Annotated in this window: 27 protein-coding genes; 15 read left to right on the forward strand and 12 right to left on the reverse strand. The window is 44.0% G+C overall.

Annotated features, from left to right (window positions below):
• Positions 1-885, reverse strand: a complete 885-nt coding sequence (locus AC0MA3_RS04985; protein ID WP_474655379.1) for an ABC transporter ATP-binding protein — start codon at positions 883-885, stop codon at positions 1-3.
• A gap of 17 nt (positions 886-902) precedes the next feature.
• Complete coding sequence (locus AC0MA3_RS04990; protein ID WP_474655380.1) at positions 903-1,526, reverse strand: TetR/AcrR family transcriptional regulator; 624 nt, start codon at positions 1,524-1,526, stop codon at positions 903-905.
• A gap of 237 nt (positions 1,527-1,763) precedes the next feature.
• On the opposite strand from AC0MA3_RS04990, the gene AC0MA3_RS04995 reads away from it, so the two are divergent.
• The 6 genes from AC0MA3_RS04995 to AC0MA3_RS05020 all read left to right on the forward strand — a co-directional run bounded on the left by AC0MA3_RS04995 (position 1,764) and on the right by AC0MA3_RS05020 (position 8,619).
• Positions 1,764-3,383, forward strand: a complete 1,620-nt coding sequence (locus AC0MA3_RS04995) for a sensor domain-containing diguanylate cyclase (RefSeq protein ID WP_474655381.1) — start codon at positions 1,764-1,766, stop codon at positions 3,381-3,383.
• Positions 3,384-3,799: 416 nt separating this feature from the next.
• On the forward strand, positions 3,800-5,188 hold the full coding sequence (locus AC0MA3_RS05000; RefSeq protein WP_474655382.1) for an MATE family efflux transporter: 1,389 nt from the start codon (positions 3,800-3,802) through the stop codon (positions 5,186-5,188).
• Between the two features lie 250 nt (positions 5,189-5,438).
• Positions 5,439-6,176 (forward strand): 4Fe-4S binding protein, encoded by a 738-nt coding sequence (locus AC0MA3_RS05005; protein WP_379161567.1) that lies wholly within the window; start codon positions 5,439-5,441, stop codon positions 6,174-6,176.
• A gap of 9 nt (positions 6,177-6,185) precedes the next feature.
• Positions 6,186-6,752 (forward strand): PadR family transcriptional regulator, encoded by a 567-nt coding sequence (locus AC0MA3_RS05010; RefSeq protein ID WP_379161569.1) that lies wholly within the window; start codon positions 6,186-6,188, stop codon positions 6,750-6,752.
• Positions 6,753-6,899: 147 nt separating this feature from the next.
• On the forward strand, positions 6,900-7,814 hold the full coding sequence (locus tag AC0MA3_RS05015; protein WP_379161571.1) for a phosphotransferase: 915 nt from the start codon (positions 6,900-6,902) through the stop codon (positions 7,812-7,814).
• A 298-nt stretch (positions 7,815-8,112) separates the two neighbouring features.
• Positions 8,113-8,619: a GNAT family N-acetyltransferase gene (locus tag AC0MA3_RS05020; RefSeq protein ID WP_474655383.1), complete on the forward strand. Its 507-nt coding sequence runs from the start codon at positions 8,113-8,115 to the stop codon at positions 8,617-8,619.
• A gap of 254 nt (positions 8,620-8,873) precedes the next feature.
• Here the strand turns inward: AC0MA3_RS05020 and AC0MA3_RS05025 are convergent, their stop codons facing one another.
• The 3 genes from AC0MA3_RS05025 to AC0MA3_RS05035 all read right to left on the reverse strand — a co-directional run bounded on the left by AC0MA3_RS05025 (position 8,874) and on the right by AC0MA3_RS05035 (position 11,753).
• Positions 8,874-10,283, reverse strand: a complete 1,410-nt coding sequence (locus tag AC0MA3_RS05025) for an MDR family MFS transporter (protein WP_474655384.1) — start codon at positions 10,281-10,283, stop codon at positions 8,874-8,876.
• A 158-nt stretch (positions 10,284-10,441) separates the two neighbouring features.
• Positions 10,442-10,909 carry a MarR family transcriptional regulator gene (locus AC0MA3_RS05030; protein ID WP_474655385.1) on the reverse strand — a complete coding sequence of 156 codons (468 nt, stop codon included), beginning with the start codon at positions 10,907-10,909 and terminating at the stop codon, positions 10,442-10,444.
• A 367-nt stretch (positions 10,910-11,276) separates the two neighbouring features.
• Positions 11,277-11,753: a staygreen family protein gene (locus tag AC0MA3_RS05035; RefSeq protein ID WP_474655386.1), complete on the reverse strand. Its 477-nt coding sequence runs from the start codon at positions 11,751-11,753 to the stop codon at positions 11,277-11,279.
• A 291-nt stretch (positions 11,754-12,044) separates the two neighbouring features.
• Here AC0MA3_RS05035 and AC0MA3_RS05040 point away from each other — a divergent pair, with 291 nt between their 5' ends.
• The 8 genes from AC0MA3_RS05040 (at position 12,045) to AC0MA3_RS05075 (ending at position 17,880) form a co-directional block, all read left to right on the forward strand.
• On the forward strand, positions 12,045-12,686 hold the full coding sequence (locus tag AC0MA3_RS05040; RefSeq protein WP_474655387.1) for a hypothetical protein: 642 nt from the start codon (positions 12,045-12,047) through the stop codon (positions 12,684-12,686).
• Positions 12,687-13,144: 458 nt separating this feature from the next.
• On the forward strand, positions 13,145-13,504 hold the full coding sequence (locus AC0MA3_RS05045; protein ID WP_474655388.1) for a hypothetical protein: 360 nt from the start codon (positions 13,145-13,147) through the stop codon (positions 13,502-13,504).
• A 216-nt stretch (positions 13,505-13,720) separates the two neighbouring features.
• The gene (locus tag AC0MA3_RS05050; RefSeq protein ID WP_474655389.1) at positions 13,721-14,296 is read left to right on the forward strand and encodes a hypothetical protein; all 576 of its coding nucleotides are present in this window, start codon (positions 13,721-13,723) and stop codon (positions 14,294-14,296) included.
• A 268-nt stretch (positions 14,297-14,564) separates the two neighbouring features.
• Entirely contained in the window at positions 14,565-14,891 is a 327-nt protein-coding gene (locus tag AC0MA3_RS05055) for a hypothetical protein (protein WP_474655390.1), read from the forward strand.
• A gap of 58 nt (positions 14,892-14,949) precedes the next feature.
• Positions 14,950-15,816: a GNAT family N-acetyltransferase gene (locus AC0MA3_RS05060; protein WP_474655391.1), complete on the forward strand. Its 867-nt coding sequence runs from the start codon at positions 14,950-14,952 to the stop codon at positions 15,814-15,816.
• A gap of 43 nt (positions 15,817-15,859) precedes the next feature.
• The gene (locus AC0MA3_RS05065) at positions 15,860-16,510 is read left to right on the forward strand and encodes a lysozyme inhibitor LprI family protein (protein WP_474655392.1); all 651 of its coding nucleotides are present in this window, start codon (positions 15,860-15,862) and stop codon (positions 16,508-16,510) included.
• Between the two features lie 195 nt (positions 16,511-16,705).
• Complete coding sequence (arr, locus tag AC0MA3_RS05070; protein ID WP_474655393.1) at positions 16,706-17,107, forward strand: NAD(+)--rifampin ADP-ribosyltransferase; 402 nt, start codon at positions 16,706-16,708, stop codon at positions 17,105-17,107.
• Between the two features lie 95 nt (positions 17,108-17,202).
• Positions 17,203-17,880: a hypothetical protein gene (locus AC0MA3_RS05075; protein WP_474655394.1), complete on the forward strand. Its 678-nt coding sequence runs from the start codon at positions 17,203-17,205 to the stop codon at positions 17,878-17,880.
• Positions 17,881-17,946: 66 nt separating this feature from the next.
• Here AC0MA3_RS05075 and AC0MA3_RS05080 read toward each other — a convergent pair whose 3' ends face one another.
• The 6 genes from AC0MA3_RS05080 to AC0MA3_RS05105 all read right to left on the reverse strand — a co-directional run bounded on the left by AC0MA3_RS05080 (position 17,947) and on the right by AC0MA3_RS05105 (position 21,117).
• Positions 17,947-18,162: a helix-turn-helix domain-containing protein gene (locus tag AC0MA3_RS05080; RefSeq protein ID WP_379161635.1), complete on the reverse strand. Its 216-nt coding sequence runs from the start codon at positions 18,160-18,162 to the stop codon at positions 17,947-17,949.
• Between the two features lie 10 nt (positions 18,163-18,172).
• Positions 18,173-18,655 (reverse strand): DUF2975 domain-containing protein, encoded by a 483-nt coding sequence (locus AC0MA3_RS05085; protein WP_379161637.1) that lies wholly within the window; start codon positions 18,653-18,655, stop codon positions 18,173-18,175.
• Positions 18,656-18,811: 156 nt separating this feature from the next.
• Positions 18,812-19,720 carry a hypothetical protein gene (locus tag AC0MA3_RS05090; protein WP_474655395.1) on the reverse strand — a complete coding sequence of 303 codons (909 nt, stop codon included), beginning with the start codon at positions 19,718-19,720 and terminating at the stop codon, positions 18,812-18,814.
• Between the two features lie 26 nt (positions 19,721-19,746).
• On the reverse strand, positions 19,747-20,427 hold the full coding sequence (locus AC0MA3_RS05095; RefSeq protein ID WP_474655396.1) for a DUF4386 domain-containing protein: 681 nt from the start codon (positions 20,425-20,427) through the stop codon (positions 19,747-19,749).
• A 20-nt stretch (positions 20,428-20,447) separates the two neighbouring features.
• On the reverse strand, positions 20,448-20,672 hold the full coding sequence (locus tag AC0MA3_RS05100; protein WP_379161643.1) for a helix-turn-helix transcriptional regulator: 225 nt from the start codon (positions 20,670-20,672) through the stop codon (positions 20,448-20,450).
• A 1-nt stretch (position 20,673) separates the two neighbouring features.
• Positions 20,674-21,117 (reverse strand): hypothetical protein, encoded by a 444-nt coding sequence (locus tag AC0MA3_RS05105; protein WP_379161645.1) that lies wholly within the window; start codon positions 21,115-21,117, stop codon positions 20,674-20,676.
• A 320-nt stretch (positions 21,118-21,437) separates the two neighbouring features.
• Between AC0MA3_RS05105 and AC0MA3_RS05110 the strand changes: the two genes are divergently transcribed.
• Entirely contained in the window at positions 21,438-21,965 is a 528-nt protein-coding gene (locus AC0MA3_RS05110; protein ID WP_474655397.1) for a hypothetical protein, read from the forward strand.
• A gap of 157 nt (positions 21,966-22,122) precedes the next feature.
• Here AC0MA3_RS05110 and AC0MA3_RS05115 read toward each other — a convergent pair whose 3' ends face one another.
• On the reverse strand, positions 22,123-23,034 hold the full coding sequence (locus AC0MA3_RS05115; protein ID WP_474655398.1) for a helix-turn-helix domain-containing protein: 912 nt from the start codon (positions 23,032-23,034) through the stop codon (positions 22,123-22,125).
• Positions 23,035-23,139 lie beyond the last annotated feature (105 nt).

Below are 23,139 nucleotides of genomic sequence, written 5' to 3' on the forward strand. Positions count from 1 at the left end.
CTAAGCCTCCTTTACATAATAGTGCATAAAGATCTCCTCAAGATCCGGCTCTTCAATCCAGACGTTGGTGACTTCGATGTCCGCTAGCTTGTGGAGTACTGTATTGAGGTTGCCCCTGAAGAGAAAGTGGACCTGGTTATCCTTAACTTCTAATTGGCTGACGCCGGGCAGACTGAAGTAATCCTTATCCAGCGAAGCTTTCGTGTGGATTTTAAATTTCTTATAATTATTTTCTTGCAGGGTGCTGATCTTTTCTACCGTAACAAGGGACCCTTCCTTGATGATCGCCACACGGCTGCAGAGCCTTTGAACTTCACTGAGAATATGGGATGAAAATAATACCGTTGCGCCTTTTTGGTTCTCCGTTTCCAGCAGTTCAAAGAATTTCTGCTGCATAAGCGGGTCCAGGCCGCTGGTGGGCTCATCCAGGATAATCAGCTTGGGCTCGTGGAGCAGCCCTTGGACAATTCCCACTTTCTTTTTGTTGCCGAGCGATAAATCATCAATTTTCTTCGTTAAGTCAAGATCCATAATTTCTGCCAATTCCTTGATTCGTTTCGTACAGTCCTTTTTGTAAAAGCTGGCCGAATACTTCAAGAGATCGTATACCTTCATATTGTCGTAATAAAAAACTTCCGAGGGCAGATATCCGATTTCCTTCTTGATCTCAGGAGCGAATTCAAAACAATCTTTGCCGAATATCCTGGCGCTGCCGCTAGTCGGGTGAATCAGGGACAGCAAGGTTCGAATCGTAGTGGATTTCCCTGCACCGTTAGGCCCGATGAATCCGAAGATCTCTCCCTCTTCCACATTGAAACTGATATCCGTGATCCCTCTGGACTTGCCATACGTCTTGGTCAGATGGCTAATCTCAATAACATTCATAATAGAACCTCCCGGAACTATGGATAAAAAGAATTTCTGAGCATTTCACTATACACGTCCAGCTCTGTAATAATTTCATCTAACTTCATTTGATCCACGGGAATCGATGCATACCGCTCCTGTAATCTGTAGGCGAAGCCTTCCATAGTCCAATAAATAATGTTAACTGCCTTTTCGATATCGATGCCCTCTTTGAATGTGGTGAGGTCGACATCTGCGAATAAATCTTTATAACCCTTGTTCAAAAACTCTTTTTTCCGGTTCTCTAAATCAGGCTTCACTTCACTTGCATCCTCTGGATTTACTTTCTTGATGAATTCAAAGGCATTGGGGTATTTCTGATATAACTCGAATTTGAGAATTGCAATCTGCCTGTATCGGATAAATATATCCCGCTGCTCCCAATCAATGTGTGCGTGTGCATTTTCTATAAGCATTTCTATAAAATAGTCGTACAAAAATAAATACAGATCCTTCTTGTTATTAAAATAATGGAACAACAGGCCCTTGGATATTTCCGCTTCCTTAACAATCTCATTGGTGGAGGCATTCTGATACCCTTTTAGCGCGAACTCCTTGAGGGCTGCATTGATGATGCGGTCCTGCTTATCCTGGCTTAGATTGTGAAATTTTGAGAACAACGTTTTCACCTCCTCATTGACCACGTTGGTCAATTTGATTTTACACCTGTTGACCAGTGTGGTCAATACTGAAAATTTATAGCAACAGGGTATTGGGCGTTCTATAATCCTACAGATAAGCCATAGGCGAGTAGAGCTTGATACCAAATTGGCGTGTCAAATGGGGGGACCCTTTGCACGCCTTTTTGTTGTATGATGGATCTAGGTAATTTTTAGAATTCAAGGAGGGTTTATCGTTTGTTTATTCAGAGAAAGGCCGGGCTGCGTCAACGAAAAAAGCTCAGTCTGACATCGCTGCTTACAGGCCTTGTGACACTGGTGGTTCTGCTAACCTCAACCATTATCCTGGTTGGCTCTTATGACTCCAAAAAACAATCTTTGATGGAGACGACGCTCCATCTGAATTACACCAATGCGGACCGTATGTCCAGGACGATGGATTCTTTATTTCAATCCATCAGCGGCAGTCTGGCCTATAATGCGCGGATCCTTTCCAATATGGACGCTATGACACCGGAACAAGTGGATCATCAATTGGAATTAATGCGCAACAGCAGCAATTATTTTAATTCTATTGTAGTAATAGGAGTAGACGGGGTTGTCCACAACGTAGAACCGGCCACATTAGGAGGAACCGTGGGCAAACATATTAATTCACAATCTTCTAAGGATGCTTTAGCACTCCAACGGCCTTACATATCCGCTCCTTACATGACTGCAACCACCAACAGACTGATTGTGTTCTTGAGTCAACCAATCTTCAGCAGTGACGGTACATATCTGGGTATTCTGGGCGGCACGATTTATCTGCAGGAGAATAATGTACTCTCCAGGATTTTCGGGAATAACAGCGTGGACGATCTGGGCTCCTATTATTATATTGTCGATTCCGGCGGTCATTTGCTGTATCATCCGGACAAGGAACTATCCGGGAAGGATGTCAGCAGCAACAAGGTTGTGCAGAAGCTGATGAAGGGGGAGAGCGGGGAACAGGAGGTTCGTAACCTTCATAGTATCGATCTGCTCGCCGGATACTCCAGCGTGCCGGCGAACGGCTGGGGAATTGTGGTCGTCTCGCCGATGAGCCTGATCCATCAGCAGCTAATTGGACACATACAGACGATTATTTGCTATTCGCTGGTTCCGTTTATTGCACTGCTGATTGCTGTGATCCTTGTGGCACGCAGAATAGCCCGGCCTTTTGCCTATTTGGCAAAACTGGTAAGTCAAATGGGGAAGAAGACTGTAATTCCGGAAGCCAAGCCGCGCTCGTACTGGAGCCGTGAAGCTGATTTGCTGACCGAGGCCGTCTTTTTGGCTGTGGCGGACATTAGGGAACAGACCGATCAGTTGACCCAGGAAGCTGCAACAGATGCGCTGACTGGTCTTAAGAACCGGAGATTCCTGGAGTATACGCTGGGCCAGTGGATCGCTTCAGAAATTCCTTTTTCACTGATTGTACTGGATGTGGACCGTTTCAAGTTCGTGAACGACACCTATGGTCATGTTACCGGTGACGAAGTGCTGAAGCATGTAGCTGGAGTAATTGTCTCCTCACTTCGGCCTGATGATATGTGTCATCGCTACGGGGGCGAGGAATTTATTATCCTGCTGGCCCGCACCCGCCCGGCGGAAGCCTTCATTGTTGCAGAAAGAGTCCGGCGGGCGCTGGAGCAGAGCAAAGGTCCCATTCCGTCTCAGGTCACAGTTTCTCAGGGCATAGCCCATTACCCGCTGCATGCTTCAGAGCAGGAGAAACTGCTGGAGAAGGCGGATCAGGCGCTATACCTGGCGAAGAGCAATGGCAGGAACCGGACGGTGATTGCTGAAGACACACCGGCTGCCCCATCAGCATAATGGCCTGTTGGAAACAAACAGCATGGAAGATAAGTGGAATTTGTCCACTTAAATAGCCTCAAAAGCCTGCTGTTCAAAGAATAGTTGGAAAAAGGATATCTAATTTAGGCGAATTCGCCTGTAAAGGTGTGAACCGGTCAGAATAGTGATCCTTTTTCCCACTAATGCTTGCGGAGTTGCGGGATGGGGAAGAATTAAGTTCACTTTTCCACTTGGGCTTGCCGCTGAGCAAACCTAAATCTATAATTCAAAACGGCTACGCGATCCAGTGAAGGACGGTGCGGCCTTTTTTTGTGTTGAATTTCAATTAGAACATTGACAGTTAGATTTCTATCTATTATGATAACCTTGTTACTTAGGTTTCTAACTAATTAATCGTTTTATGACTTTATTCAATAAGAACGGGAGGACTTCAAATGAAAAAAGAAACATCGAATCAATATGTTCTGGAATCCGCGCCGATGAAGAAGGCGATTGCTCATTTATCGATTCCGATGATGATCGGGATGTCAGTGGGTACGATCTACAATGTCATTAATGCCTATTTCATCGGCTTGCTGCATAATACAGGCATGCTGACAGCCATCACACTGGGATTGCCGATATTTACGGTGCTAATGGCCTGTGGAAATGTGCTCGGGGTTGGCGGAGGAACCTTTGCCACACGGCTTGCGGGTCAGAAGGAAACAGAAAAAGGCAAGCGTATTGCCGGGTACACCTTTTACGCGAGTATAATCTCGGGGCTTGTAATTGCGCTGATAGCGTTTCTAGCGATTCATCCGATCACTCAGATGCTGGGTGCAGATTCGGCAACGGCTCATTTTACCAAAACTTATACGCTGACTCTATTTGCAGGCGGCTTTGCCATCATCCTGAATTTTGCGCTGGAACAGATGGTGCGCTCTGAAGGAGCCTCCAAGGAATCCATGTACGGTATCTTTGTCAGTACGGCATTAAGTCTGATCCTGGATCCGCTGTTTATCCTGATTCTGAATTGGCATGTGGCTGGGGCGGCGCTGGCGATGTGCCTGGCTAATTTGGGCTCTGCGATCTATTATGTCTACTACCTGGACCAAAAAAGCGAGAATTTAAGAGGATTCCTGAAATATTACAGAATATCGCTGAAGGATAAGCTGGAAATCTACAAAATTGGCATCTCTGAGCTGCTGCTGGCCGCCTTTATGATTGTGACTACACTGCTGCTGAATAATTACTCTATTCAGTATGGAGAAAGTGTGGTGGCGGGATTCGGGGTGGCGCTTAGAATTGTGCAGGTCCCTGAGTTTCTGTCCATGGGCTTGTTCCTGGGCCTGATTCCGCTTTTTGCCTATAACTACTCCAGCAAAAATCTGCCCAGACTTCAGTCAGGCATCCGTCATGCCTTTATGTATATCGGGAGTATCTCTGTAATATTTGTAGGGCTGGTATATCTGTTTAAAGATCCGGTGATTAGCTGGTTCTCACAAGATCCTGCTGTACTGGAGATGGGTGCCTATATTATCGGGGCTATGCTGGTGTCGGCACTGTTCAATGGGTTCACAGGATTATTCACAAGTATCTTCCAGGCTACCGGGCAGGGCATTCCGACGGCGGTTATGTCGATTACCCAGGGCGTATTGTTTATCCCTGTGATAATTCTTTTGCATCAGTTCTTCGGACTGCATGGTGTGATCTGGTCCATGACCGTAACAGAAGTGATTACGAGTGTGATGGGTCTAGTCTTGTATATGAACTTCAGCCGGAAGCTGAAAAAGCTGGAGCGGGACGACGAATCCAAGGGAGCTGCGGAGGCTGCCTTAGTCTAAGCAAGGTTGTTGGGGAAAGAGGCTGTTCTGTTGCCGCCATTTTTGGTGACGATGGGACCGCCTTTTTTTGCGTCCAAGCTAATCTGAATTATTCCACACAGCAATGGCAAAAAGCTCATTGACAGCACTTATATCAACTTGATAGCATATACTATATCATCATGATATACAGATCCTTCTGGCCTGAGGCCAATATTCTAAGAAGAATGGAATGTGATGAAATATGCGGCGACAAAGGATTCGAAAGTCCATGCTGTTGTTTTCCATGCTGCTGTTCCCGGTTACCTTGAATTATTTTTCTCCTTATCTGATTGTCCAAGGCAGCTTTGCCGGGATCGCCACCGGAAGCTTTCTGCTGTTTGCTGCACTGTTTGGTTTCTCTTTAGTGTTTGGCAGAGCCTTTTGCAGCTGGGTGTGTCCGGCGGGAGGCTTGCAGGATGTCTGTACCCAGGTCGTGAATAAACCGGCAGGGCAGAGACAGAACATCATCAAATATCTGATATGGGTGCCGTGGATGCTGTCCATTCTGGCCGGATTTATAACCGCTGGCGGGATCGAAGCCGTAAATCCGATTTATTTTACCGACTACGGAATTTCGGTATCTGCCCCTCCGGCTTTCATTACGTACTTTGCCGTCGTATTATTGATAGTAAGTGTGTCTCTGCTGTTCGGACGGCGATCCTTCTGTCATTCTCTTTGCTGGATGGCTCCGTTCATGGTTCTGGGCAATACCCTCAAGAACAAATTGGGGTATCCCTCACTTCATTTGGAGGCCAGAACCGAAGATTGCATCAGCTGCAAGAAGTGTGACAAAGCTTGCCCGATGAGCCTGAAGGTTCAGGAAATGGTGCAGAACAGAGATATGAACAGCAATGAGTGTATTCTGTGCGGCAGCTGCCAGAGCGTATGCCCGAAAAATGTGCTGCGGGTGGGCTTCGGTGCGCAGAATGATACCGTCACAAAAAGCAGTTACACGGAGGGAGCCTAAGGAAAGATCATGCCCAAGGAAAATACTACGGTCTATATCATATTGGGCCTGTTGAACCATGAGGATCTGAGCGGATACGATATTAAGAAAAAGATAGATGTGATGATCAGCGGCTTCTGGGAAGTAGGCTATGGGCAGATTTATCCGACCCTGGCGAAGCTGGTAACCGAAGAGCTGGTGCTTAAGCATAAAGGCACCGGCTCCAAAGGCCCCGAGAAAAACACATATTCCATTACGGACAAAGGGCGGGAGCTTCTGAAGGCTTGGGTCATGCTTCCCGAGCAGAAGGAGTATACCAAATATGAGATCCTCTTGAAGCTCTTTTTCGGAAGCCTGGTTCCGGACGACAGCAATCTTGCGCGGATTGAAGATTTCAAGGAACGCCATATACAGAGTCTCCAGCAGATTCAGATGTTCAAAGGCAATCTGGAGCGCGTTCTCCATACCGAGAAGGATCATTTGTACTTTTACCTGACTGTCCTGTTCGGGGAGCATGTCTACAAGGCCTACCTGGACTGGGCGGAGGAAGCCAAGAAGCTGCTGGCAGGTAAACCCAACGAGGAACTGGATCAATGATGTGGATGTAAAAAGAAACTTAACCATTAGACTGTGAAAATAGAGGGTTAGACTGTCAATGCTTCGTTAAGCTAACAGGCAGTTATGCATAACTTCCAGGGAATGTAAACATCTAAATAACGTAAGGAACCAGGAGGCAGACAATTCATGGGAGGAACGAATGTATGGGATGCGGAGTGGGAGGTTAACGAAGAGCAGGCGCGGACGCTGATCGGCAGACAATTCCCTCAGCTGTCATCGAAGCAAGTAAAGCGATTGGGCTGGGGCTGGGACAATACGGTTTTTCTCATCGGTGACGAGTACGTGTTCCGGTTCCCAAGAAGAACGATTGCAGTTGGCTCGATTCGTATGGAAGGGAAGCTGCTGCCGAAGCTGGAGGCATATATGACCATCCCCTATCCGAAACCGTTCTTTTATGGCGAAGCAAGTGACGAATACCCGGCACCATTTCTTGGCTATGCCTACGTGCCAGGAGATTTCCCAATCGGTTTGACGGAAGAACGCCGGGCTTTATCGGCAGAGACTTTGGCGAAATTTTTGCGGAGATTGCATGAATTTCCGGTGCAGGCGGCGCTGAAGTGCGGAGTTCAGCAAGATCATCGAAACTTGACGGACATAGCATCGCGCAAAGTGAAATTGGAGGGCTTTCTATCGAAGGTGGTTGAACACTTGTCGCCGGATGAGTCTAGTGTGATCGAAGCGTATATTAGCAGGCTGCAAAAGGACCGTGTCGAGGCGGTGAATGCACTGCTACATGGCGATCTTCATTTCAAAAATATGCTTGTGAATGAGAACGGGATCGTTTCCGGCATCATTGATTGGGGCGATCTGAGCGTAGGACATCCGGCTTGCGATTTGAGCGTTGCGTATAGCTTTTTACCACCTTACGCTCGCGGCGTGTTTTTCGAAACGTACGGAGGAGCGGATGAGGAAACGAAGCTGCTGGCGCGGCTGATTGCGGTATACATCCCCATACTGATCTTAATGCAAGCGGTCGATGACGGGAATGAAGAGATTGCGGTAGAGGCGAAATCCAACATCATGCGGGCACTGTCGGATTAGGCTCATTATTTCGTTGCGGCTATGGGGCTAGGCTATCGGCACCATTTTGTCGTTTAAAGGACGCGATAAGGCACGATCCGCCTTCTCTGATGCCGCTTTATGTTGAGGAACACGAAATTCAACAGAGTAAGTCATTGCGCTAACGGGAGACTATAGTTCAACCAGAAAAGGGAGCAGGACGTCACGGCGTTGCTCCCTTTTCATTTGAAGTAACGGGCAGATTTGTTGAATATAATCATTTTGTCCCATATTAAGACTTTCGTTTATTTTATAATAAAAGAAAAGAAGAGGTGACTTTATGACTGAAGCAACTATCCGTATCTTGAATGAAAGTGATCCCGTAGTGATCTCCGAGGCCTTTCATAATCAAGGGTGGGAGAAGCCTGTAACTCTTTTTCTAAAATATTTGGAAGAACAAGAAAAAGAGCAGCGAGTCACATTGGTAGCTGAGATTGAAGGTGATTTTGCGGGTTATATCAATGTCCTTTGGCAATCAGATTATCCCTATTTTAAAAAGCAGCTTATACCGGAAATCCAGGATTTTAATGTGCTGATTAAGTATCGACGTCACGGAGTAGGCACATTGTTGATGGATAAAGCAGAAGAAATAGTTAGAGAACGATCAGAAGTCTCAGGTCTTGGTGTAGGCCTGTTCAGTGATTATGGGGCTGCACAAACCTTATACGTTAATCGTGGATATGTTCCGGATGGCAAAGGAATATTTAAAGACGGCGAGTACCTACAATATAGTCAGCAGGTAATTGTAGATGATGATCTGAATTTGTTCTTTGTTAAGAGATTATGATGGGAAGCTAGGCATTTAAGCGAATCTCAGCCAGATATTGAACTAACGGGGAATAATACGTTAATAACGAAGCAGGCCGTCGCGGCGTTGCTCTCTTTTCCATTGAAGTAATAAGTTATCATTCCCATATTTTGTACTGATGACACCAAACGTTCAAGTCTTCAGCTTGATGAAATAGGATCACCAAGATCATCAACTTGAAGATGGATCACGATAAAGAACCTGCGCTAAAATGTTCAAGCGCAGGTTCTTTGCTAGGCATTTTTTTTATTTGTAAGGAACAGACTTGGAATGAAGATTACCGCTAGAGCAATAGCGGATAATAAAAACCCCGAATGATAACCCTTTAAATTATTTGCAATGGTTGGCTGCAATCCTTGTAGGGTAGCTGCGACAACGGTTGCGATAACGGCTGAACCAAAGCTTGAGCCCAAGTTCTCAATAATATTAATCCCAACACCTGCTTCAGGAAGTTGTTTACTGTCAAGTCCTGTATATGCATCACTTGTCAAAGGAAGACTGATTCCTCCAACACTGGCACCACGGATAAACAAGATAATGGAGATCCACATCATACTTGTTTTATCGGTGATAAAGATAAGCGGAACAGACCCAACAAGTGAAAGTACTAAGCTGACCATAACCACGTATTTCGCACCGATCTTGTCAATCATTATTCCTATCAAAGGCCTGGTCACAAGCATCCCAACCCCTTGAGGAATTAACGCAAGCGCTGCTTCGGTCGCCGTGAAATGACGAAAGTTCTGGAAGTACAATGGAAGAATTAACATAGGTCCCATGATAGCAGCATTTGTCAAGAATAGCCCGATGCTGGAGGCTGTGAAGCTCTTATGTGCAAATAAATTCAATGGGAGCACGGTTTGATTTTTTCTTACTAGATTATATACGAAGTAGATGACGGCTAAAACAAGGCCAACGCCAACCCAAATAGTAGTTTCGCTATTGTTAAATGAAGCATGATCCGCGGCTTTTGTAATTCCATAAATCAATGCCGCACTCATTAGCGACAAATCAATAATCCCAAATAGATCGAGTCTATTATCTTTGTTGAACGGTTCAAAATTGGGCACCTTTTTCATCATAAGCGGGGCAGCAATCAAAACGATGAACACGTTTATAAAGAATATCCAGCGCCAGGATGCTCCTTGAACAATGAACCCCCCAATAACAGGTCCTAAGATGGGACCGAAGATCATTGGGGTACTGACGATTGCCATCACTCTACCCAGATTTTCTTGACCTGCTGTTTTGACTAAAAGCGTGAACATTAGCGTGGTAATTACTCCGGCGCTGAAACCTTGAAGCAAACGGAAAAAGATGAAGCTGGAAATGTCCCAGCTAACTCCTACTAAAACAGAAATTACACCAAAAGCGATGACGGCCCCGATGAAAATTTTCTTGCCGTTAAATTTGTTCATAAGCCAGCCGGATACGGGAACCGCGACCGCAAGAGCTAAAACATAACCTGTAATAGCCCATTGAATGATATCCAATGTTGTGCTGAAGTCCTTCGTCAGTTTGTCGATGGCGATATTCACCATCGTGGAGTCAAGCATAGGGGCAATAGCTCCAAGTGCAATAGCCCAGGCAGCCATAAGGACTTCTTTGGGCAATCCTATTTTCTTTGCTTTATTTTTTGCCATTTTATTCACCTCTTAAAAAGTTGTTTTGTTTCCTTGTCAACAAAATAATATGTCATTTTAGTTTCCTTGTCAACAAAAAATATCCATAAAAAAGCAGCCAACTCTCAATAGAGCACGGCTGCCTGTGGTTTCACTTATCAATATTCAAACTCTCCAGCTTAATTAATTTCTAGACCCGTTTTCTTTATTTCTGCATCAAGATGCTGACTATACTTTTTCATGAAGCTAAGCATACTTTCAAATTGTTCCTCGGTTACCTGTTCAAATATGTCTTTATCCCGCTCTTGAAACTCTTGGTGCAGATCCTCATGGATAATATAAATTTTCTTCCCTTGCTCAGTGAGCCTAAAATAGATTTCTTTCTTATTATCAGGCTTCTGGTAGCCTTCAATAAGGCCTTTCTCCATAAGCTTCTTCGTTAGTTTACTTATGGCACCTTTGGTCATATATAGCGATTCCGCAAGTTTTGTAACATTTGGATCTACATTTCTTTCAATGTATTCAATACAGTGAACTTCTGAAGGCTTATAACCTTTAAGACTGTCTTCCAACTTATTTTTATTAAGCCAAACCATTTTGTTAAATAAGTCCCTGAATTCCATCATGACCAGTTCCTGTTTGTTCATGGCCGTCTGTCCTCCCGCCTTTTGATACACTACAATAATTATATTGATTTTTTGTTTCCGATTCAACAATAGTTTACTTATGATGAGTGAACATCTACTGACAAAATTAAAGAAGATGCAATTCAATTAACGGAGAACTATAGTTCAACCAGAAAAGGGAGCAGGCCGTCGCGGCATTGCTCCCTTTTCCATTGAAGTAACGGGCAGCATTTCTATCTATGGAGAAATCACCGTATCATAAGTAACAGCAAGATTTTATAGAAAATCCTGCAGCAGGCTTAAAAAGGTGATTGGACTGGGAAGAGGTTGGGTTGGGCATGCGACTCGGGAGTGGTGAAATCACACCGATGCTTGGGCGACTTCGTCTTTATATACTGATGTAGATTTGGTTTAAATAGAGACGCGGTGTACCATAGTATGCAATCTTCCTATATTGTGGGTAACTGGATAAAAAATGAACAAAAATGGGGGAGTCAAGGAGGGATGGATAGTGATCGTAAAATGCCCGGTCCCCATAGACCATTCCTTTGATAGCAGTAGTCATTTCTTTTTTGAACACACTGAAACGGATGTCTGCAACTTTTTGATTGAATTCACCATCATCTACATATGCGCTTCCTATTAAATTCATTCGACCATGTGAATCTTTTTTCCACTCCGCTAATACTTCATCACGCATTTTGGGATTAATGGACTTATAGTTGTACACATATCCAATATCCAAAAATAATTGTGCAGTAATATCCGAATGCGTGAGAGTATATTTCCTTCCTTCTAATGGTTTGGAGGAAGTAGCAGGTGGAATTAGGTTTGTGGTCAGTTTCCTTGGGTCAAAAACAGACATGTATAACCCCCCCTTTTAGGTCAGTAGTCTGAGTCCTAGTCAAATTACTTTATGTGGTTCAATGACTAGTTGACTGTGTTGATGCCCTAGATCCGTCGCATGATTATGGTGAATGCGTGGGGATTGAATATCGTATAAGTTGGTTTTCTTTATTACGCTTTAAATCTTAACCGGTATTGAAGGGTATGAATGTAGTAGCCGCCGGGTTTGGATTTGACTCTTTCCACCATTTGGATCAGTACGACCAGGATGTGCTTCAGCCAAAACAGAAAGATGAAAGGGTGAGAATTCATGGAAGTAAATGTGTTAGAGCGTTTACCAAATCCAATAATCTTAAAAAAGCTAATGAAATTCCAAGCATCATTAAATATTATTCTTTGTCAAGATGAATGGCTTCGTTACCATAGCTTTGTTCAAGATTGGGATAAGGATGTTTGTATGGCGAAAATAGATAATGGAGCAGGTGATCATCTACTTATTTTGTTTTCCTCTGAAGGTTCCATAATAAAAGGCTTCGATCATGAATCTGAATTAAGCCCATATGCGCAAGATGAACATAAAGTATATCAAGGGATTTATGATGACGTTCCAAAGGAATTATTATCTTTGCTTGAAGATGATGCAATTGAAAAAGACGATGTGACTTTTTGTATTTGGCGTAAAAACAGTGACATTAACTGGCACAAGGGAAAAGTTGATATTCCAAAAGGTGAAAGCGATGGTTCTGAATTTTTAGTGGGCTGTATATTCCTTACACCAGAGGATTTTGTAGAATTTGCAATAGGTTATTTTGAATTATCACCATCATTAGATGTTGTTGCAAAAATATACGATGATTTCCCCATTACGGAAGAGATGATCAATATCTTAAATCCTAACTGTGATGTAAAGAAAGTTCTTCAAGAAATAGAGTTATTACGCTTAAGGGGTTAGAGTAGGTAATGTGTGATTAAGCTGTAATCATAAATAACATTCCATGGATTCGTATGAAAACGGGGTTGTTAGATTCAGCCACATTTATTCTAACGAGCACTGCTACGTCGGTAGAGTAGTTGATGCAAGAGCTTGGTAATCTCGATATCACAGAGGTAACGTTAACCATGTTGAAGGAGTACATGGTAAACAAGCTGATCGTTTGAAGCCGAGCAGCCTGGGTCACAGAATTCGGTTTGTTCGTTCTCTCTTCCGTTACGCATATGAAGAGTCGTATCTGACTTCTAATCCTTCACTAAAATTAGGAGAACCGAAATTACTTATGCATGCCAGTTCCTTGATAACGGTGCCCCCTTAGATTTCATCCAAGGTATGCTAAGTCATGACTAAAGGGCAAGGTAGTTCTAATATGTGGTAATATTGAGTGAACATTAAAAAATGGATTTTGGGGGCCAGCAATGAAAACTCCTGAACTGTATGAACTAGAATACCTATTCGAATGTGAAGCAGAGCTAAGCGATGACGGTGTTCCATGGCAATATACATCAATTTCATTCCAAATAGTTAGAAATCATATAAAGGCTGTATTCGAGCTTGAAGAAGCAAGCCGGAGTGGCCAGTTAAGAATTTATCTTAACAATGAAGAAATAAACAATTACTGCTTAGAAAATATCAGCACTATTCAAATAAAGCGTGAAAATAACTATGAATGTCTTATCCTAGAGTTTGATGAAGAAAACTTTGTGCTGCCACTGGCTTTACAGACCAAACCATCAATTAAAACCTCTTGGGGAACATCGTTAGGATTAAAGAGGTAAATCGTTATATCGTTACGTTAACGGAGAATACTTGTTCAGCCTACCCATGATAGTTAAACCTTCTGATGTTAGGTAAAAAGGAATAAAGGGCGAACTCGGGGTGGTATTTTTTAAAGGGTTGCAGACCGAGAAAATAAGGTATACCTGGCAATGCTTCATTAGGCTAACTGGCAGGCTTGTGCAGTTAAATTGCTGAGCTAGAGGAGGCGTGTACGCATGCCCGAATACTCTCATCTCCAAACGTATCTCAAATGTAACCGACATAACTTTAAGGAGGTTATCAATCATTTTGCAGAAGTACTAAGCTCCTTGTACCTCGACTCAAGCCACTTCACATCGGAATTGGAGTGGGAAGTCTCGGATAATGGGTTTATGTATGTTGGCGGTGGTGCTGAATCACAAATATTCGTTCGCAATGATTTTGAACTTCATATCCGTCCTTATGTGATGGGATGGACGCCAGAAGTAATAAAGGAACTAGATTGGAAGACAGGGCAGTTAAAAGATGAGTTTAAGACTTTACTATGGGCAATGTTGACAAGATTTTCGGAGGAGTTTAAAGAAAGTGGCGTGTATTTCACAAACGAAGTGACGGACGGAACACCATGGGAAGCTTTAGTATGCTATACAAAAGAGGACTTATGGACTTTTGATGCAGCCATTATACCTGATCATCTGATTGATATGTACAACGATGGTCCAGATGAAATGTTCATGCACAAGAATAAACGTACTATGCTCGTTGCCCGGAAGTCTGTTTGGCGTGAAAAACCATGGCTTAGTAATGATTGAACTTACGGGAGAATGATAGCTCAAATACAACCTAATATAGGAGATTGTCCATGTGCTTTTCGAAGCGTTATATATGGATTGAAGCTGAAAAATGGCCTGTAGGCTCATGGGATTGTAAGGACGTTGAGGCAAAAAAATATACAAACCGGTGAATGCATGAACAGTGTTTATTTTTGGTCCAGCGATATGGTTTTTTTATAACCGAAGAATCGTTGAGCTAACGGGAAACAATAGTTCAGTGAACTAAGAGAATGAGGAGAAATTTTGAATGAGACAAGGATATGTTTTAGTGAATAAAAGCAAAGGAGAAATAGTAAGCTTTGCCCATCTCCCAGCGAGCAAAGCAATGGAATTAGCCATGAATCCCGTAACAGCAGCCATAACGACCTGGTATCTTTTGAGTAATATAGGCGATCAAATTAGTTTTATTGAAGAGGAACATGTAGTGGACGACTATCACGATGTAACCGATCGGCTCATTGACGATTTGATTAAAAGAAAGCTTATAAAAGATGACGGGATAGAGGTATTTGACCCAAATGAACCTGAGATATTCATTCGGCGGCTGAGAAGCACGTGGATGGACCGTAAGTAAGAACGATTGGTTCGAACAATCCGGAAAAACGTTGAGCAGATGAAAGGGTGACATTGTAATGCAATTCAAGTTGTATACGGATGTGCATGAGTTTTACAAGGATACCTATGATGTGCTGATGCGACATGAAGCACAAAATTTGATTCCTCTTGGCAATATTATCATTGGGCATGAAGGAATAGACAAAACAGACTGGCGTGACCCTGTAAATTGGCTTATGGCAACTATTTCGGATGCTAAGGGTATACAACTGACCGCCATAATGACACCGCCACATAATATTACGCTTTATGCAACAGACAACATAATTAACCCAGAAGCTATAAACTGTCTGATAGATGGGTTGAAAGACCGTGATATTCCAGGTGTGACAACCGAAAAAACCCTGGCAGAGTATTTTGCCAAAGAATATACCTTGCGCAAGGGAATAACTTTTAATACAACCATGAGCCAACGTATATATGAACTTACGGTAGTAAACCCAGACATTCAAAAGGTTGGTAGCATTCGATTGCTAGATGAAAAGGATATTCACTTTTTCCCATACTGGGCTGAAGCATTTTATGCAGCGGGGAGTTATGGCGCAACAGAAATGTCTATCCCGCAAGATGCAGACCCTTACCTCTACCGAATAGCATCGAAAAAAATCTATATTTTAGAGGACAACGGGATACCCGTTTCTATGGCAGGATATACAAGGGTAATGCAGACGGCTATTGGTGTGGCATTTGTATATACCCCTCCATATGAGCGCAGGAAGGGTTACGCTACTTCAATTGTGGCGCAAATAAGCCAACTTGCATTGGATAAAGGATTCACTAAGTGCGTCTTATATACGGACTTAGCAAATCCCACATCTAATAGCATCTATCAAAAGATAGGCTATAAGCCAATTTGTGATTCGCTCCAGTTAAAATTTGAATAAGTATTCAACAAACTATTAAAGATCATATTTAAGGAGATAATTTATGAAAGGTAAGATACTCTTATTATTTTTTATAACGATAGTGTTTTCAGCTTGCCAAAATATTAGTCAGTCGACTACCTCGAACAGCGAAACTAAATCGATAATGAATTCTGAACTGCCTCCTGATGTAGTGAGTACAGGTAATGGAACAGAATCGAAAGAAATAACTGAAGGTCAATCAGATACTAATAATAATGAAGTGTTATCCATGAGCATTGGGAACTATGATTTGACTGGGGAATTTTATGATGAAATGCTTCGAAATCCTATAGATCATGATTATGAGGTGGAATTTAATGAATTTCAAAATTCCAAAGATTTTTCAACAATTGAATGGAGGACGTTGGTAAACAAGTATTCAGAGGTTTGGGATAAAGAGTTGAATCAAATATATAAAAGTCTTCTTTCTAAATTGGATAGAGAACCCAAAAAAGCACTAATTGAATCCCAGAAAGAATGGTTACAGTATCACTTAAGGGAAACAGAATTTGTAGAGAAGACATTTATTAACAATAGTTACCTTGGATCACAAGGATTAGTAAGCCTAGACACGGTTATAATGGAGAGAATTAAGGAAAGAACAATGCAATTATTTGAATATCGATATTTGCTAGATGGTGAAGTTGAGTTTTTATATCAAAGCAAAAAATAGAGTTGAAATCGTGATCAAAGGTTTTTAGGTGATGCTTCGAAGACAGTAACGGCGTATAACCCCATATTCACGCATCGGGGGGGGCTGCTTCTCGGTCCGCTAACGGGACACGCATTCGAATCGGTCGCTATTCAACTAAAAGGCAGATTTCATGATAAGATAGTTTATCTTACTGAATTTGGGGGTGGTGGCGAGATGGCCGGAATTCTTGACAAAGGTCCTTTTTATCATGGGACACGAGCAGATTTGCAGATTGGAGACTTACTCACAGCTGGCTTTCGCTCAAATTTCAATCCCGATGTTGTGATGAATCACATTTATTTTACAGCTTTACGTGATGGGGCTGGTTTAGCTGCTGAGTTGGCAAAAGGCGATGGTGTACCGCGCGTGTATCTCGTTGAGCCGACAGGCGAGTGGGAAAATGATCCAAATGTGACGGACAAGAAATTTCCAGGTAATCCGACGCGATCATATCGCAGCAAAGCCCCACTAAAAATTGTTGGCGAAGTGAAAGATTGGGTTCGACAAACGCCTGAACAACTCGCAGTTTGGCGAGAACGTTTGGCGAAAATAGATAAAGGCGAGATTCTAAATTGACTAACTTTAAATTAGTGCGCTGAGATTTACTTCGCAGACAACTGGTGGCACTAGGCGCCGAATGGAACTTGGTACTAAAAGGAGGAGAAGAATACATGCGGGAAGAACAGGGAATATTCGCAGGCGAAGGATATAACAGGTCGTACGCAATTGCTACGAGTCTGCCGATTTTGAATATGAGGGGTAGCATATCGCGTGAAAGTAACGGACAACTACCGTTTCCGTGGGTGCCAACTGGCATCAAGATTGATAAAGAAGTGATGTTGGATACCGTTATGAAGCAAAAGTCACTCGAGTATTTATTCAATATGCAATTCAGTAAGGAGGAAATGTCCGACCGCAAATTGGTTGTAGGCTGTTATGAATACAGGAATCCGAATGACAAGGAACAAATAACGCTATATGCGCTAGTTTCGCTCAAGGAATTTCTTGCGAGATACGGTGATGAACGGGCATTGGAGATTCAGATGCGAGTTGGCTGCGCATACGAGAAGATTATGGAGGAATGCGATGAAGCCATTGAAGAACACTATGCAGTGTTGCGCCGGGCACTTCATTTGAAGAATCTGAGGGACAAATACGACATCGTATATGAGTGGGTTGAAGAAGAAGGGCAAAAGAGGTACATAAACAGATATACCAAGTCGGGGTATAAGAAGATTGAAGCTAAATCATTCGAAGAGTTGAACCAACTCTACGGTGAGCAGCGGAAGAAGGATGCAAAGAAGACGTTCTCGACTCTGGAGCCGTTAGAAGCATTCATGCGAGCATAAGAAATCCGCCCCTTTACGGGGCGAATGCTTCCGTTAACTCAATAATAGGAACTGCCACTCTTGAGTTTAAATCTCTTCGTCCATTTTGTATTCCAGAATATCGCCAGGCTGACATTCCAAAGCCTTGCAAATCGCCTCTAAAGTGGAGAATCGGACCGCTTTTGCTTTTCCATTTTTCAATATAGAAAGGTTAGCCATCGTAATACCAACCCTCTCCGAAAGTTCAGTTACGCTCATTTTCCGTTTAGCCAGCATCACATCAACATTGATTATAATCGCCATGGATTTCACCTCAGACTGTTAAGTCATTTTCTGATTTTATTTCAATGGCTTCTTTTAATAGCTTTTGGAGAACGGCAGCAAACACGGCAATCACCATGGAGGCGAAAATGATGATCAACCCGATGACTATAATCCCTGGGGCATCATCCATATCCGCCATAAGATAGAAAAGCGGTAAGCCAGCCACATACAAGACACTGATTGTGAATGCAGAGTATTTGATTTTTTTTAGAACCTGTACAGATAGTTCAGAGAAAGCCTTGTTCTTGTCAATATAGCCTAAAAGTATAAAAGCTTGATACAGAGCGAAGTAAAAGGGAATTGCCGATGCATACAAATCGATGAGTACAAGATATCTAATAGAAGTCATATCCGGATACAATTCTGCTGCAAACTCCGCGATCTCCGGCACCGCAAAAATGCATAAAGCAAGAACCGGGATTCCAATTAGAATAACAGCCGCCCTTAAAAAGAGAGTGGTTCCTCGCTCCACAACATACACCTCATTTAATTATTGTTACTGTGAATGTAACATATAATTTATCGTTTAACAATATATTTTGATTGTTAATTGATGTATTTTAATTGTTTTCTCTTCAAACGCGGGGAGACCACTGCAAGGAGGTAATCCGGCCGCCGCTGAGGACGTTCACCAGTATTTGCTCCCTGATACCGACAATCCAGAGCTGACTTGCACTTCCTGTACCTGCGCATCCTGATAAATAGGCAATGTGGTTACCGTCCGGCGACCAGCTGACAGGAGTGGCATAACAGTCGGAGGCCGCCAGCGTTCTTTGGTTCTGACCGGTACGATTGTCGATCTGGATGAGAGAATAATAATCCGGCTCTTTATAGTCGGTTGCGCTGTAGGCGATGCTACGGGAGTCAGGGGACTATGCCGGGAAATAGTTTTGGCGAGCGGTCCGCCTTCCAGCGTATAGAAGGCACCGGTGGCCAAATCCACCGCCGAAATGATGGAGATGCTGGCACCGGGGGATGTATATAATGCGAAGGTTCCGTCCGGGGATATCCGAACGTCATGGAGCGGACCGTCCGTATTTTGCGTGATTTGTCTGCGATGGGTGTTATCGGTCGGGAGGCGGAAGAGCTGAGTAGTGCCCGTGGAATCCGGAGCCGCGAATAGAAGTTCCGAACCCGAAGGGAACCACTGGGCGTCGCTGGCACCCGGCTCCGGGATGGCATAGCTGCTATGGGAGAACGTATCGTAGACGACGAATTGGGTGTTTATGACGTACACGAGGGAGCGGTTGTCTGGTGACCAGTCCAGCAGGGGGTAAGGATCGGTTTGGTCGATCCTGGCTACGGAGAGTGTGAATGTATCCAGCAGGTGGATCACATTGTCCCTGCCGATGAAAGCGATCCTCCTGCTGTCTGGAGACCAATAGGGAACGGAAAATTCCGCACCATGTCCTTTGGTAAGTTGAAAATGAAGACCGTCCTGCGTCCGGTACAGCCAAATGTCGAACGTTCCGCCGCGGTCCGACGTGTAGGCAATCCATCCTTGAATGGGATGATGAGGAACAGCTTGCACAGACAACAACCTTTCCTGAATCATCTAATACTTCAGTTATAGGATACGTTGAAGCCTTTTACAATAAGCCATACGGCAAGGATCATTTCATTGGCGGCAACTGGCAATGACAAGATAGCTCCCCATACCGATAGTTGAGGAAATACTCCGAACATTTCGAACAGCCCTGCGCTAAACACCAGTATAGATCCGGTAATGCCCAAGACCGAAATGAACCTGGGGACCAGCTTGGTTTGATAAAAAATGTAGCTGTACAACAGCGTGTTGATTCCCAGCATGACATTGGGCCCCAGCATAAACGTCCAGTCGTGGATTGCTTTTAATAGTGTGCCTGAAGCTTCCAAAGAGGTTATATCCACAGCGGTAGAAGTCGTGAACTCCCGGCTTAAGGTCAATAAGGACAGCACACTGATGATGCCCACAGTGATGATAACGGCCTCAAGAAACCTGAAGCATAGATGTCCAAGAGCCAGTGTCTCATTGTATTTTCTTAAAAGCGGGAACATGGTAATCGAAGTGCCGACAGCGGAGACGACAAGAATTAACTCCATAACCGCCCCCAGTATCACCTGGTTGGCATGTTCAGAACCCTTCATTAAATAATCGGGACCGTTCAGGATCGGATCGTATAAAAGAAGTCCAGCTATCGATGAAACTGCTGCAAGAATAAATAGAACACCCGTTATTTTCGCTGCTGCCTGGTTGGAATTCATGCTTTCATCTCCTCATTAATTTATTCCTTCGGGCTGTCTCCGTAGAAGAATACCTCTTCCAAAGATAGGTTGAAGGCGATAGCAATCCGGAAGGCCAGTTCCAGAGAGGGCGAATAGTTCCCTTTTTCCAAAGCCACGATGGTCTGTCTCGTTACGCCTACTTTGTCTGCCAGTTGCTGCTGTGTCATCTCATCGTGGTCAAAGCGTAATCTGCGGATGTGATTGCCAACCAGATTCTTACCCATCCTAGACTCCCCTCCGATAATGATAAAGTTTCGTAACGGAGCCGGTTACATCAGAGATGAATCCGCCGGCAATCAGGATCACGAACATCACCTGTATGGGCTGATCGTTGACCAGCGATCCCATGGCAGCAAGAAAACCAAGGACAAATACAAAGAAAGAATTCCGGGTGGCCTTCAAGCTAATGAGTTTATCCAGTTCATCGGCAAAGGACGGTTCCTTTTCTCCGGTCGTGATTCTAAAGGAAATGTTGAAAATAATGCTGATCAGGATATGCACTGCGATTGAAACCAGAGTCAAAGTGATTACGAAGGAACCCCAATAATGAAAGATTTCCGTTGAGCCTGCCCCCTCAGGATATTTTGGATACATGTAAGCACAATAAGATCCGAAAATGAGGATTGCCGTAAACAGGGATACAATGCTCTTCTTTTCTTGATAGGTCATACGCTACACCGCCTATACAATATTTTGTTAACAAGTTAAGTTTGATGTACATAATGTAATACATACCATTCATAGTGTCAAGTTTATTATACATTTTGGGAATTCACAGTGGAAAGACTCACAAAAAAGAGGCTCAATCAGGGCGGGATGCAGCGTGAACAACGGCAGATATACCGTTATCGCTCCGCACTGGCCGAAACGGCAAGCCACCAACCCTTCCCTCGGCCCTTCTTAGCAAGTAGCGTATGATGAAGTTCGTCATCACCCTCCGCAAAATGGTAAACTAGCAAGTATAGTATTTTACGGGGAGTGAACTTCTTATGAAAAAGCTAGCTGCCGGTTTCCTAGCCGGTGCAATACTGATGGTAAGTACTCAGGCGATTGGGGCCTCATCAAGTCTAGTTGGTAAAACCATTCAAGCAGAATACACCGTAAAAGTGTACGGCAAGAAGCTGGCCGACCCGGCCATAGTCATTAACGGGAAAAGTTATGTACCCGTGCGTGCGATCGGGGAGCTGGCAGGATATAGGGTCTCCTTGTCCGGCAAGACTATAAGTCTGGATGACAAAAAGAGCATAGCCTCACCTTCACTGACCGGCATGAGCGAGAGCAAGACTATAGGACCGCTGCCCACACTGACAACGAATTCGGATTCAGCAACAGCAGTGGCCAAAAGCAAAATTGAAGCGATTGACAGCGAAATCGATAGAGTAGTCGATAACATTCTGTCCACCAGCAGCAGGCTGAAGGTAGACCCGTCCAATAAGGAACTGAAAGATAACCTGGAGCAGTATAAAGCGGAATATGCCGACCTACTGAAGCAAAAGGACGCGGAGCTGCAGAAATAGAACAGGAACAGCGGACAGACATGAGTATGAATATTTGCATAATGTCACATAAAAGATGCCGCCCCGTCATTTCATTTGCGATGATACGGGCGGTTTTTTAGTGGGGCAGATTTTTTGAGGAATGCCCTCTTTTTCTGTAGAGAAGCAACCAATTACTTTAGCCGCGTGCGGATACCGAACTGGCTGTACTTGCCCCGGCGCTTTCAGCCTCACGGCGGTATCCGCCGGGGGTTTTGCCGATGATCCGTTTGAAGACCTGGTTGAACGTTTTGGTATCGTGGTAACCGACCTGCTCGGCGATGAGCGGAATGGGGGCGTGCAACTGCTGAATCAGCAGGGTGCAGCTCTTTTGAATCCGGACATTTTGCAGGAAATGATGGAAGGTCTGGCCGGTGTGGGCTTTGAACAGCCGCTGAAGATGCCGCTCGCTCCAGTCAAAGGTCCGGGCAAGATGGGACAACGTAAGGTCCTGGGCATACTCCTGCTGGAGATAGTGGAGAATTTGCAGGAATTGCGTCTGACGGTTCACCGGAGACTGAAGCTCATGATGCTTACATCTGTACAGGGTGACAATCAGTTGAATGAACAGGGTCAGCAGATAGCTGTCCGAGCCGGTCTGCGGGAGATTGTACTCCCGGTGAAGTGAGAGGAAAAGGCTCTCAATGAAACCATTTTGATCGGTCATGGAGAAAGTGGGCACCTGCTGATTTTTGATCTGTTCCAGGTACGCTGCAATCGGCGCATCCAGAATTACGGAGGAGATGTCATCCAGAAGCTCTGCTGTGAATAAGCAATTGTAGACGACGAGCGGTTCTTTAAGTGAATGGGGCGACGAGGGCCGGAACACATGGGATACGCCGACGGGAATGAAATACAGCTGTCCCCTGCAGGTCTTCTGAACCTCATGTTCTGTATAATGGAACCCCGTTCCCTCTGCAACGAAGGCTAACTCGATGAAGTCATGGGAATGAAGGGGGAGCTGGTAAGTCTCCGTAGCACGGTTAACATAGAGCAGCAGATTTTTTTGAAAAAAAGTTTCGCCTTTAAGCGTATGGTCTGCCGAATTCATCCGTTCATCCCCTTTTAACGTAATAAAAGTCCTTATTGCACAGGAGAAATGTCCTTTTTACGGGTCATGCGCAGAAATACAATTTCTATAATTGTAATAGAAAGC

The organism is Paenibacillus sp. LS-5 (assembly GCF_056121505.1).